General features: G+C 57.0%; 8 protein-coding genes and 1 pseudogene. 3 read left to right on the top strand and 6 right to left on the bottom strand.

Going from position 1 to position 13,365, the window contains the following annotated elements:
• Positions 1-26: 26 nt before the first annotated feature.
• From BLT65_RS42415 to BLT65_RS42385, 6 genes are all read right to left on the bottom strand, one after another.
• On the bottom strand, positions 27-587 hold the full coding sequence (locus tag BLT65_RS42415) for a PDDEXK family nuclease (protein ID WP_341865855.1): 561 nt from the start codon (positions 585-587) through the stop codon (positions 27-29).
• 374 nt (positions 588-961) lie between these two features.
• Complete coding sequence (locus tag BLT65_RS42410) at positions 962-2,212, bottom strand: hypothetical protein (RefSeq protein WP_091790062.1); 1,251 nt, start codon at positions 2,210-2,212, stop codon at positions 962-964.
• Between the two features lie 442 nt (positions 2,213-2,654).
• Positions 2,655-3,662, bottom strand: coding sequence for a hypothetical protein (locus BLT65_RS42405; protein WP_091790060.1), 1,008 nt, complete (start codon positions 3,660-3,662; stop codon positions 2,655-2,657).
• Positions 3,663-5,462: 1,800 nt separating this feature from the next.
• Positions 5,463-6,311: a helix-turn-helix domain-containing protein gene (locus BLT65_RS42400; RefSeq protein ID WP_091790058.1), complete on the bottom strand. Its 849-nt coding sequence runs from the start codon at positions 6,309-6,311 to the stop codon at positions 5,463-5,465.
• Positions 6,312-6,916: 605 nt separating this feature from the next.
• Positions 6,917-7,354: a hypothetical protein gene (locus BLT65_RS46885; RefSeq protein ID WP_143036676.1), complete on the bottom strand. Its 438-nt coding sequence runs from the start codon at positions 7,352-7,354 to the stop codon at positions 6,917-6,919.
• 1,530 nt (positions 7,355-8,884) lie between these two features.
• Positions 8,885-9,688 (bottom strand): hypothetical protein, encoded by an 804-nt coding sequence (locus tag BLT65_RS42385; RefSeq protein ID WP_143036675.1) that lies wholly within the window; start codon positions 9,686-9,688, stop codon positions 8,885-8,887.
• 19 nt (positions 9,689-9,707) lie between these two features.
• On the opposite strand from BLT65_RS42385, the gene istA reads away from it, so the two are divergent.
• From istA to BLT65_RS42370, 3 genes and pseudogenes are all read left to right on the top strand, one after another.
• On the top strand, positions 9,708-11,186 hold the full coding sequence (gene istA / locus BLT65_RS42380) for an IS21 family transposase (protein ID WP_425273211.1): 1,479 nt from the start codon (positions 9,708-9,710) through the stop codon (positions 11,184-11,186).
• Positions 11,179-11,529 (top strand): annotated as a pseudogene (locus BLT65_RS42375) (ATP-binding protein); the annotation flags it as partial. The gene istA and the pseudogene BLT65_RS42375, both read left to right, overlap by 8 nt.
• Before the next feature lie 425 nt (positions 11,530-11,954).
• Positions 11,955-13,316 carry an IS110 family RNA-guided transposase gene (locus BLT65_RS42370; RefSeq protein ID WP_091778625.1) on the top strand — a complete coding sequence of 454 codons (1,362 nt, stop codon included), beginning with the start codon at positions 11,955-11,957 and terminating at the stop codon, positions 13,314-13,316.
• The last annotated feature ends 49 nt before the right edge of the window (positions 13,317-13,365 follow it).

The following is a 13,365-nucleotide window of genomic DNA, read 5'->3' as shown; positions in this document are numbered from 1 at the left end:
TAAGTTGTCCTCCTTCGAGTACTGACTCATTCGCGCCTGTTTTCAATGGCTCTACCGACTGGCTTCTGCAATACACGTATCGCAGAGGGCGACGCAGCCATGAGGTCTTGCACATTCATGTCGGTCCAGATATGACGTGTTGCGAGCAAAGACCGATACGCCCTGACCACCGCGCCGGGTCGGAGCCCGGATTCCTTTGTGATATGGAAACAGGCCTCCATCATCGTATTGAGGTGGGAAAATCGTCGTAGCCCTCTGAGCAGGATCGCGTGGGCGATGGTCTCCGCATCTGTGAATCCACGACGGTAATATTCGTCGGCCAGCGGATACAACCACAACAGGTTTCTCGCCCATGCCGTATTGAGTCCCCTACTGAGGCAAAGACTCCACGTCGCCCCTTGCTGACGGTAGTAAGCGCGCTCCACTGTGCACAGCGCTCGAAATCTGCGCTCAGACGTATCGAATAAAAAATGCTTGACGTTAACCGCTCCCTTGATTGTCTTCTCGTCCCGCTCTGACGTGACCACCAGGTCGGTGGATATGGTCCACATTTTTCCGGCCCTGTCGCGCGGATGTGAGACGTTCATCTCGCGCGCGAGGCGTTGGCTCTCGAGGGGTTCGCAGTCGACCTGTGTTGCGATGTGCACAGTTTCTGGCTGGAAATATCGGTGGAGGTAGACCGAGAGTTCGCAATCAGAGGCGAGATAGATTATGCCGTTTCCGAATCGAGCGTCTGCGAGTCTATGAGAGCGGCCTCGTGACTGTCCCGCCGACAATCGGACACCCGGTCGTGAAAAATCTTTGGCCTGTCCCATCTGTTCCTCCCTATCTCCACGAATCGCACTAAACCGTCGCTGATCACTTCACCGAATTGCTTGCCACGTGTTCGCGAGTACGACGGATCCTCGTCCGCATCGGTGATCCGTCGCGGTGGATTTCTCACTCCCTCGTCTCCAGCCGGCTACTCGAGCAAGAGTTCGTGTTCAGGTGCCTGGTTCTGTCGAGCTTCTTTACTCGAGCGCTGCGCGGCGCTACGCGCCTGATTCTCGGATAGAAGCTGGGTCTCACGCACGTGATCAGACACCACTGATGCAATGAGATCCAGGGTTGGTTTGTCGAGAACTTTCACCAGACTCGCAACGTCCTCAACCGAGCCGACCTCGGCCACGCAGAAATATGTTTGTGCCCCTGGCGTCACCTGAGAAATTGCCTCGTTGAGCGTGCATCCAATTTCTCGAGCCCTGTTCTCGTCAATGTCCTGAATAAACACACCAATCGGAATGGGCGCCGCCGAGCCGAGGGCGGAGATTGGCAGCGCCTCGATTACGCCTGTGTGACCGGCATCGCTGAGAAAGCGCGACGCAAAATTCACCGCGCGCGCCCAAATGAAAACGTGGTCTCGCAGAAGGATTGGCTCCTCCTTTCCGAGAAATCGCGGGCTTCGACGAAAGAGCATGTCTGCCACCGAGAACGATGTAACGTTCTCGCCCACGATCTCCTGCATATCAAATCGAGCACCCAGCAGAACATTTCCCTTGACCGTCACAGGGAGCAGGGGCATTTGTGGCAGCCAGACTCCGTTCCGGTCAACGTGTATTGCGGCGTATCGCGCAATGTCGCAACGAATCGCTCGAGAGAGCCGGCTCAGTTCTGTTGACGGAATCCGCAACTCCCGTTCGATCCGCCCGCCGATCTGGCGGAGGGTCTCGCGAATGTCCGAACCCGTTGCTAGTAGCGGCGGACAGTGGCCAGCGGTGGCCACCAGCGTTATCTGCCCGTCCGCCGGTCGGCGGTTGGAAACATCGCGAAGAAACTCCGCATCGCGCCTGAACGCTGCCATCCGACTGTCCGACAACGCGGCTTCTGCCTCGCCTGGCGCTTCGCGCCCCCGGCCCGTGTTCGGCGGGACAAGCGACGCACCCGCTACGTTCAGACATCCGACCGACCTCTCACGCCGCACCACGTCGAAGTCGTTCTGCGCCGCGCAGTCATCGACATCAGGGATCCAAGCGGTTTGGTTTCTGATCCTGCCTAAATCGAGCATGTCTGGGCCCGTCATCTGCCCAAGAATGATCGTTAGGTCCGATTTCTCGGACTGTTCAACAACCAGATTCATGTCGAACTGATGGCGGGCGACCGTGACGAGAGGCAGCTCTGTCCCTGTAATCTGCTCCGAAAAAATTTGACGCGTGACGCACTGTACGCAAGCCATTTTTTCTCTCCTGAATTGGACTCGGCCGCACACACACACGCACGCTGTCGCGCGAGCGGTCGAGGACCAGAGGTGGATGTCCCCAAATGGGGAAGTTGGATTGCTCGCGGCCAGTCGTACCGACGACAACGCGTGCAAATCACGAGCAGATACGAGGTGTGGTATCAGGTCCTACGTCCAGGCCGTCACTCAAAGGCAAGGACTTCCAGTGCGACCCTCGCAGTCGGGACGAACTCTACAACCAAATCCCCAGAACGCAAGGATTTCGGCGCAAAAACTCTATAACCCTATGTTTTGTATATGCTTTTTACCTACATTTCGGGCCAACGATGCAACCCCGAAGATTGAAAGGGGCACGGACAAATGCGGTGACTTGGTGATGAAATGTGAAACAGCCTGCGAACGAAGCTCGCAGGCCGAGATAGCAAGGAGGAAAGACGGCCTAGCAGCGACGGATCGTCTCGAAAAAATTCGTCCAGTGAGGATCAATCGAGCGACTCATGCGCGCATGTCGCAGCGGACGGTCGTATCCAGCAGCCCCAGCAGCGTTCATCAACTTACCGTAACGTGCCGCCCGAGCGAGAAAAGGACGCATATCAAGCGGCCGGTCCGTGGCTCGCGTCCGGAGTTCGAGCTCGAGCCGATAGGCCAAGGCTGCCATGGCCTCAATCGAACCATTCGCTGCGTTCCTGATGGCGTTGAGAGCCGCCTCAGGGCGAAGCTTCCCCAATACCGAGTCGAAGATGTCGCGCGCAACCCGAACCTCATCTCGTTCAAGACAATGCCCCCACCGCAGAGACAAAGTAACGTTGGTGAATTCATCGAGTTCCCGAGTGAGCGAATCTTCGATGACGGTGTAGGCTGCGTTCCTCAAGCGGAGTTCATTCCACGCGCACCGGAACGCCAATGCCGCATCGGCGGTGGTCATTGGCATTTTTGGCGATGAAGTACCGACGTTATTCGTTCCGAGGATTACCAAAGAGGCCAATCCAGCGTCGAATGCGCGCAGCTCAAGCATGGCGCGCTTGATGCCGCGAATGTCCTGCGCTCCTTCCACAACCACGATTGCGCGCCGATGAATGGCTGTGTAAGCCCTGGCATACGCCCTGAACTGAAAGAGCACCTCCGCGCAGGTTGTCGTCCGAGTCGACCGTACGCTGATCCTCTCGACGACGACGCCTTTCGGCCGGTATTCATCCCGTAGCAAATCTGCGATCTGCTCTGACACATGGCGCGGGAGCGCTGTTAGGCAAACCGAGCACCGGAGCCGATGGAAGTGGCATTGCTCTAGGGCCAACAGCAACCCTGCGGCTTTAGCCTGGTCGATAGCGGTACCAAATCCGCCCGTCCGCTCGTTCCGGACTACGACATTGCCAGTTGGTGGCGCACCCCCTCCCCTATCATCAGTTTCGATGCGCGATACTTCATCCGCATTCGATTCGCAGTACATAACAATCTCCTTTCTCGACTCCGCAGCCGACCAGGAGCATAATCTCTAGGGCGCAGTACCGCTGCCGCCCCGGTATAGCCCGGCGGTCGAGGTTTGCGAGTGCGACGCTTCGTCAGGGCACTCCGTACTCGCAGTGGTTAGCCTAGGTACTGCGCCCCACTCACAATCCCTCCCCGTGCATCAAACCTGCCTTCTTCACCTAACAGGGAGGAAACGTTTGCGATAGTTTGGGAAGCATAGACGGCTCGCAATCAAACACCAAGTGATTTTATGATCAATTTGCGACAACAACGATTAGATGTTGCCGAATGAAAGTTCACTGACCGTTTCAAGATAGCGCCACTTCTTTTTGTCGGCTGGAACAATCTCTGCTTTCGCTGTCGAGCAATGCCATCTTGAATTTCCAAGCTTTACGAATCAATATTTTTTTATTACGTTTTTTCAAAAGCAGAAATCTTCGGAATTCCCGACCAGCATAGCTTGCAGCGATTTGAAAACACACCATTTACTTGACAGAATTGAAAACACTTCAAAGCATTTTATCGAACATTTTCAAATTTCCGTGCAATGCAAATTCAGCACGTTAATAAGCTGCTTTACTTGTGAACGAGCCCATCTTTAGACGATCAATATTCCTTTCCTTACTCACTCAGCACAGCATTTGATAAGCCTTAGGGTGATCATTTGATAAGAGGCGAGCGCTGTGCCCGACCATTTTTCAATTGGCCAAAAAACATCCGAAACAGCGATGCGCAAGGTCGAATCGACAACGCATTCGGCTACGAATGTGGATCCCGTCCTCCGCTGCAATCCGCATTCATCCGACCTGCGAGAGCCAACGTCTGAACCCGTTTTCCATGCTTGTAGCGCCAGGCGCATGACAACCGCTCACGTCGTCATGCCATTCATATACGGGTAAATACCTACTTTGATTGCAGCGTTCCGCTGACTCCGCTCGTGTGAGTTCTGGCCGGTCGCTGCGCTCTACTCCTCCGGAGGACACTGACCTTCCTCGAAATTAGGGATGAATCTCGGCATGAGTTGAATGCTACGATATGAACCCGTCCTCACGGGAGCGGAGCGAGCGTATGGGCACAGACGGTATCTCTTGCGCCGGCGCAGGTGGGCGCGGGCCGGCGTATGGCAGCAAATTCCTGCTCGCGCTCGAGATTCTCGAGCTGCATCGGCCGGGCGTTCGTGCACTTACGGCGGAGGAAGTAGCTGCGCGAGTCGGCGCGTCGGTCATCGTCGTGCGCCGCATGTTGTTCAGGCTGGTCAGCCTCGGCTATATAGAAGCGTTGGCGGGGTCCCGTCGATACTGGCCAACGAACAGATTTGACTGGATAAGCGACGCCCGTTTCGGAACGGACGACATCGCTGGAGAGGAACTACCTCCTCCGCTCGCCCCTCAGGCCCTGACGGCCCTCTTTGTGGGCCGACAACGAGCTTCAGTCACAGTAGCCGTCCGAAGCGGCCTTCGCATGTACCCCGTCGCGCTCTGGTCATCCGCTGATACTCACAACGGGACACCGTTCCGAAGTGCTGAGGCGATATATCGCACGCCGCTCGGCCTTGCCTGGCTTTGGGCGGAGTCGTCCGAGCGTCGAGAAAGCCTGATTGCTCAGATTAAACTGGTGGCAACTGCACGCGACCTGGCCCAGTTGTACCAGGCGTTCGCTCAATTCGAAATGCACGGCGGCTATTGCCTGGTCCCAGGGTCAGATAACGAGGTTGTGTTGGTAGCTCCCGTCCGAAGGGACGGCGGCGTCGTCGCGGCCGTCGCCTGCGTGGCTGACAGGTCTAGGGGGCTAGAGCGCGTTTTGCGGAACGCTGCCGATGCTGTTGCCGACTCGATGATTGCGGCTCGCTGAACCGCTCAAGTTCGGCGGCGACTCTACGTCTTGCCGCCGCCAGAGCCGGCCCGAGTTCGAAATCGATCACGCGCGTCGATAGTTCACTGGCTGTTCCGACGAGTTCGAACACATAGATCTCGTCTGCTTGGGTCAGATGCATCGTCGTGACTACCGCATTGAGCGTTTCGACTCCCGCGTAGCCGCGTCTGGTCGCGAAGCCCTTGTAATTAAGTTCCTCGGCAAATCTCGCTTGCAACGAAATTGCTGCTCCGTCGTCGTGCGAATCGCAGGCGTCTGTCGCTGCTGCATCGATCGCGTGCTGAGCCCCATTCGAGATCACGGCCAGAATAATATCGTCCAAGCCGGCGTGCGGCGCATCTTGCGGAAGTTTGGCTGGGACACGCAAAAATGATCGCAGGACGTCAAGCTTCCTGATTCCATTCCGGTCGTGCTTATAGATGCGAAGCTCTGCTGAGGTCGGGTCAACCACGGCCTGAAACCACTCTCTCACGAGCAGCATTACGTCAGCGGCGGGCATTTCACGTAGCGTGAGCGCTGTTGCGCGTTGCCCCAGTCGCAACTTGCCTGTCTGCCTCTCCATCTCAAGATAGTGCGCTCCGAGGAGCGTCGCCACAAGACGACCAACTGTCGATCTCGGCATCGACGTCGCATCGGCTATTTCATGTATCGATAGCCACGGGTTTAGCGGACGGAATGCCTCAAGGACGCTGAACCCACGTGTCAGGACGTCCATCCCGGCTTCTTCCAGGTCGTCGTCTTCCGCGCTCTTTCTCATCGCAACATCCGCTCAGTTTGGCATCCGTTATAGCGACTTCATGTTAGCACCGTGAATTCAAAAATTCACCGGCCAATCTCGACGACGTCTACGGATGCCCCCGTGGATGCTTTGCGGACAGCTGATGTGTACAAAACTAAAGATTTGCGGCTTTCGCTGAAAGTGGAAGTCCACGAACCCGATGCGCATGACCGTGGTCATGCACCCTGATTCCATTGCAAGTCAGAGGATTTCTTAACAAATAGAGCTTCTCCAAGTCTGCTTTGACAATAGTACATTCGTCACGCGCCGGGAGAAGAATTGCTCTCCGATACGTCGTTCTTTGACTGCGTCGGTTTGTCGACCAGGTCGCTTTCTTCTTCCGGTAGCGAACTTTTTACATTCGACAGATAAGAATTTTCAATGATCCTCCTATCGTTGAGTTTCCTCCGTCACTGCGCATTGAAAATAGCATAGACAAGCAAGCGCTTCGATCACCGATCCGACTCCCTCCTCACAGCGCTCGCTGGCAAATCTGGGTTTTTAGCTCGTTCTGCCTCCTTGCTTCTTCTCGCAATCGATCACGCGACTACCTAAGATCCTGCATGCCGGATCAGACGTTCTTTCTAGAGATCAGCGAGAAGACGCACAAAGAACTGCCATGCTCCCTCCTCATCATGCAGAATCACTTCACCGAGGAACACCGAGATGTCGTCATCTTTGACTAGCCATGCCTTTGCTTTATCCTCGCAGCGCTCGATATTGATCCGTGCGACTAGCTTGCCCTCAACAAACTCTTCACTCTGGAATCGCTCTACGATGACAGTCATGGCCTCATTGATTTCACCGTTCGCTCCCCTCAACCGATCATCGCGAAGGTAATGCTCAAATAGCATCCGCATCGATAACAGGCATTGCGTTGCGTCGTCCTGCGCAACTGGACGGTTAAGTTTCTCATTCGACGCCCCATGCGCGGCCCATGCGAACGATGTTGTTGGGCCATGATCAGTGAATGGTCCTTGATAGGCGACTGATTGCCAGAACACGGGTCCCAGACTTTGCATTTTTCGCTCCCTTGAGCGGTAGCATTAGAGTTCATGCGGGACTTCTTGCGGACGAAGTCCGTAAAGTTTGAATCTCAACCGTACAGTTCACACATCGATCGTGAACGCCGAATCAAATTGCCGTCGTGGGAGGTTGGTTTCCCACGGCAGACCTCTCGCGTTGCAAACTACCCTCGTTGACCGAACCGCATAGTCAACGGTGTCTGGCACTCTGCCGTGTATCCACACATCCGCCATCTGAACAAGCGAATCCAACGCCGACGCATACCACGCTGCGGCAGGAGTTTCTCTCATATAAGCCGGAAGAGACCGATAACTAGGTGCAAAATGTGAGATAACTATAGTTATCCCATCGAACGGTGTGGACAGCTGCGTCTCAAGCCACTTCCTGCTTCGGATATGTTCATTGAGCGCGTCTCGCACACGTAATGGCTGATTGCCACGCCGTATAAGACGGTGGTCCGTCAGCGTTCGATTGGCGTCACTCATTGATTCGCTGAACGAGAACGGTCCGCCCTCGTACGCGCTCCAAAGACAACACCCCAGGATCCGCGCCGTCTCATTGCGTATCGTTTTGCGTTCGAGGTAACGCACCATGGTGCCCGCTGCGCCTTTCGCGAGTTCTCGGCGCAGACCCGGCATAGATCGCCCCCGCAACTCGCCGCACCCGTGTACAAACAGTACCGGAACGGGAGCGCGGCCGTACAGCCGCAGAACCTCTGCGCCGGCATGCACGCTGCCGGCCAGCACCAAATAGTCGACGTTCTCAACCACTCTAAGAGGCCGAGCCGTCGCAAGTCCTTCGCCCTCAAACTGGTGATAAAGGTCAGAGGCAATCTGCAATCTCATGAGGCGCACCTCTCCGTCGCGGACAGAGACAAGGTAGATCAGTGCACAGCCAAAAGCAAACTATATTTATCATCATATTATTGTCTAGCTTGACCTCCAGCCCTAGACTCTGACCTCATCGTGAGCGCGACCGCTTCTGTCAGCCGGTTCGATGCGAACTGGATACTGGCGTGTGTTTTCTTGCGCAGGCAGCCAGGAGATGGATCGCTGACCCTTCCGGGTGCGACACGCGGTAGTAGCGGCTCGAACCGCTTCATCTCATGTCGTATGATTGCAGTCAACTCAAACAGCGGCTTGACACGGTCATGGCCGGTCGTCGGCGACGCTGCCGAACAGGCTTGCCATTGACTGCTGGAGGTCGCGTCGCACAGCCATGCAGGGGCCGATTGGTGTCTGGCAGGTGCACATCACCCGTCCTTAAGCGACTGTCTGCAAGGAAACAGAATTCGTGGGACTTCGACTAGGCTCGCGCGACTGCAATTACCAAATTACTGATATTGGCTCGACTGACGGGAGTGTTGCAGACCAAATGGCAACAATCGATGCCTTTCCGTCATTTCAGCGAAGTCCACAGCAACGGCCCATTGTCTAAGCAAGCGGCCGCTCGTTCGCGCTGGTGCTTCTGCGGCTTGCTGGCAAAGACTGCAATTAGCCGAAGGCTTAAGCGTGTTTGCGGGTGAATTACGCGCTGCTCTTGCGATAGAGTGGCAAATAGCCCGATTTCTTGACCCTGTTAAGAGCACCCGTCTGGCCACCCTCAAGCAACATGTACCAGTCGATTACGGCAGGACGCTTGCCTCTAGCGATCGCGTATTGCTGGATCTTGCGAACAACCTCTTCGCACGCTCTCTCCGCTTTCCTTCCAGTTTTGTTCGGGATCGAAGAAATCAATCCCATAGCCAACGCGGCTTTCAGTACAGCGGAATCCGGCTTGGCGCAATCGTAACCAAATTCCATCAACAGATGCAAAAGTGAAGTTTGCTCCTTGACGAACGGGAAATCGCGATCAACAAGTCGCGCTCGCAGTGCATGGAAGGCAGTCCAGAATGTCTCAATATCTGTCTCGGATCTGATCTCGTCCGGCAGGCCGCAATCAACGAGGAAATTGCCAATGCCCTCCTTGCTACGCGAGCCAACGATGCCTCGCGCCATCTGAATCATGTGGAAGATTTTGGTCTTTTTTCGGATCCCCTTGATCCGCTCCCAGTAGTCCTCTACGACGTCCAGCGGATTGAGTTTTGCTGCCTCTACGGCCTTGTATCCTGCAACGGCATGCTTGAGTTGGTCATCAAGGATGACTTCCACACTTTTTGATTTTGCGGCTTGGCTGTATGCGACGATCTTGCACAGCTTCTCGAAAAGCTGTTGATGTCCACGGAGAATTGACCCACCTGAGGCCGTAGTTTTCATCGAATTTTGACCCACGTGATTGAATGCCCTGCTCAATCTTTGAGCGGGGGCGATAAGGGTGATCACGGTGGGCATACTGGCCAAGATCCGGCGGATGTATTTCCGCGAGAAGGTCCCGCTGCGCGAGATTGCGAGGCGAACGGGCCTGTCCCGAAACACGGTGCGCACGTGGCTGCGGCAGGCTGACGCCACCGAGCCGAAGTACCCAAAGCGTGCGAGTCCGAGTGTGATCGACGATTGGGCTTCGCAGCTGACGGGCTGGCTCCGGGCCGACAGTCACCGGCCGAAGCGTGACCGGCGCACGGCACGCTTCATGTTCGAGGCAATCCGTGAACAAGGCTATGCCGGCAGCTACGGCCGTGTCAGCGCGTTCGTGCGACGCTGGCACGAGGAGCAGACTGAAGCGCCGCGCAAGAAGGCCTATGTGCCGCTGGCGTTCGAACCCGGCGAGGCATTCCAGTTCGACTGGAGTTGCGAGTACGCCTTCATCGGCGGTCTGCGACGCCGTCTCGAAGTCGCCCACGTCAAACTGAACGCCAGCCGTGCCTTCTGGCTGATCGCGTATCCCACACAGAGTCACGAGATGCTGTTCGATGCCCATGCACGCGCATTTGCCGCGTTCGGTGGCGTCCCGCGCCGTGGCATCTACGACAACATGAAGACCGCTGTGGACAAGGTCGGGCGTGGCAAGGAGCGAGCGGTCAACGCGCGTTTCGAAGCGATGTGTGGTCACTACCTGTTCGAGCCAGAGTTCTGCAACCGGGCCGCTGGCTGGGAGAAAGGCATCGTTGAGAAGAACGTTCAGGACCGGCGTCGGCAGATCTGGCACGAGGCCGCACTGCGGCGCTGGGAGACGCTGGAGATCCTGAACGAATGGGTCGCTGGCCAGTGCCGTCAGGCCTGGCAGATGCGTCACCCACAGTGGCCAGAGCTGACGGTTGAGGATGTGCTCCAGGACGAACGCACGAGGCTGATGCCCAATCCCCGTCCGTTTGATGGCTACGTTGAGCAGACCCTGCGTGTGTCGTCCACCAGCCTCATTCATTTCCAGCGTAACCGTTACAGCGTACCGACCGAGTACACGAACCAGCTTGTGAGCGTGCGTTGCTATCCCGCGTATCTGAGCGTCATCGTCGACGCCCTTGAGATTGCCCGCCACGAACGCAGCTTCGAACGGCACATGACCTTCTACGACTGGCGCCACTACATCACGCTTGTGGAACGCAAACCGGGCGCATTACGTAACGGCGCCCCGTTTGCGACGATGCCGCAGCCGTTGCAGCAGCTTCAGCGCCATCTCCTGAAGCACCCGGGCGGCGACCGCGTCATGACGCAGGTGCTGGCGGCTGTACCGGAACACGGGCTTGATGCCGTACTGCTCGCCGTGCAGGCCGCGCTGGATTCAGGCCGTCCAAGCGTTGACCACGTGCTCAATGTCCTGAGCCGGCTGAAGGGACCAGTCGCAAACCAGAACATCGCCGCAACGAAGCTCCAGCTCGTCGAGGAGCCTGCCGCCGATGTGGATCGCTACGAGAGCTTGCGCACCAACCCACCGGAGGATCGCCATGTCTAACGACGTCACGGCCCAGCTCAAGAGCCTCAAGCTGCATGGCATGGCCAGCAGCTGGCCCGAACTGCTGGCTCAATCGCGCCACACCGAGTTCGAGCCCGAACGCTTCATGAAGCAGCTTCTGCAGGCAGAAACGGCCGAGCGGCAGGTGCGCTCGATCGCTTACCAGATGACTGCCGCGCGATTCCCGGCTCACCGCGACCTGAAGGGCTTCGACTTCTCGGAGGCACGCGTTGATGAAGCGCTGATCCGTGAGCTGAATGATCTGGCGTTTCTCGCAAGCGCACACAACGTCGTGTTCATCGGCGGACCCGGCACCGGCAAAACCCAGGTATCTATAGCGGTGCGGAGTTGACGCCGAGGGGCAAGTCGATGATGGGGCTGCAAGGTGCCTCGACGAAGTGATCGCGGGTCGACTTCGCATCGAATTCATAGTTTTTCTATCTGAGTCCGGGCGCAGGGCGAACGGCGAGGGGCAAGAGTATGAGGCCGAGCTTATGTCGATTCTGACTCGCCGTTCAACTCCGCCTGCACCCTCGCTGTACCCTTGCCGGCGGGCACCGAGCCCAGCGACCTCAAGAACGTGGGAGAGCCCGCAAAGTTCGTCCCGACGACGTGAAGCCCATGGTTGCAGGGTTCGGGCTGGCGCAGGCAAGAGTAACGAGATGGTGGCGCATGAATCTGCAAAGTTCAAGCGGCCACGAATGAAACACCTGGCAGTGCTGCCCGGCATCGAGCCCTCTGATTCGTCGATAAGGAGAACAATAACTCATGGCTTTTATCAGCAATGCACCGGTGCGCCACCGAACCGTCGGCATCGATCTGGCAATCAGCGCGGTACAGGTCGCGCAGATCTTTGATGATGGCCGTGCGATTGGCAAACCAATCCGCTTTCGTTTGACTTCAACCGACCTCAGGCGTTTCGTGTCAGCCATCAAGAGCGGCGTCGGTGCGGAAACGCCAATCACGGCAGTGATGGAACCAACCGGCATGGCTTGGTTTCCGGTGGCGAACTGGCTGCAGCGTGCCGGAATCAAGGTCATTCGAGTCAAGGGACAGCGCGTGAAGGCGTTGCGCAAATACCTCAGCGAGCATGCCAAGACCGATGCGGCCGATGCGCATGTATTGGGCGCAATACCCGGCTTTGGTGGTCGTGGCCTCGACCCCGTTCATGTGCCCGGGCCCGAGCAACATGCACTACAGCGACTGACCAAGCAACGTCACCGCTATCAGGAACTAGTATGTTCCGCGCGGCGCCGCGTTCTTGACCTCGTCCGCTGGGCCTGTCCGGCCCTTGAGCCTGTGTTACCCGATACAGTGACGCAGATCACGTTGGCAATTCTCGGCGAGCTATTCGATCCGCGCAAGGTTGTCGCCATGCGGCGCGATGTGCTCGCCCGATTTCTGTCGCGACACGCTTCAGGCAATCATCCCAAGAGCGGCCCCTTTATCGATTCGCTGGTTGAGAAGCTCAAGTCAGCTGCCGAGGAGACCATCGAGCTCCACGGTGATAGTGTCGATTTCGTTGCACTGCAATTCGAGGTGGCACAGGAAGTCGAACATTTGCGATTGTGGGATCGTCACGTCAGCGCGATCGAGCGTGAGGTAGAACAGATCTATCAGCGGGTGCATCCGTCCAATGCGCTTCGAACCATCCCCGGCATTGGGGCGACCCTGGCTCCCTTGCTCATCGGCGTACTCGGCTACGCGAAACGCTTCCGTAACGAGGATCACATCCGTGGCTTCTGCGGCATGTTCCCAACCAGAAGTTCATCTGGTGGCATAGAGAAGCCCGGGCAGAGGCTGACAAAGAGCGGTAGCGATCGCGTCAAGCGGGCGCTGTACATCGCCGCGGACGTCGCACGCAAGATCGATCCAGATCTTGCCGCCGTGTACTGGCGCCTCATGGTGAACAAGGGGCATCACCACAAGCAGGCCATATGCGCAGTTGCTACGCGTTTGATCAACCGGATCTATCGTGTGCTGAAGACCGGCGAGCCGTACGTGCTTCGAGATCAGGAGGGTAACGCGATTACCGTTCAAGAGGGCAAGCGTATCGTTGCTGCGCAATTCACAGTGCCACTCGAAGTCCGCCAGTCTCGCAGGAACCAGCCCATGCCAGAACCGGCGTAGAACCTCGTTTCGAGGCCGCGAATAAGCGTTGACAGTCGGTACGAGATCA

Source organism: Paraburkholderia steynii, assembly GCF_900100565.1.
Taxonomy (GTDB): Bacteria; Pseudomonadota; Gammaproteobacteria; order Burkholderiales; family Burkholderiaceae; genus Paraburkholderia; species Paraburkholderia terrae.
The sequence above is the reverse complement of the archived record's forward strand: the minus strand, read 5'-3'. Positions and strand labels throughout refer to the sequence as shown.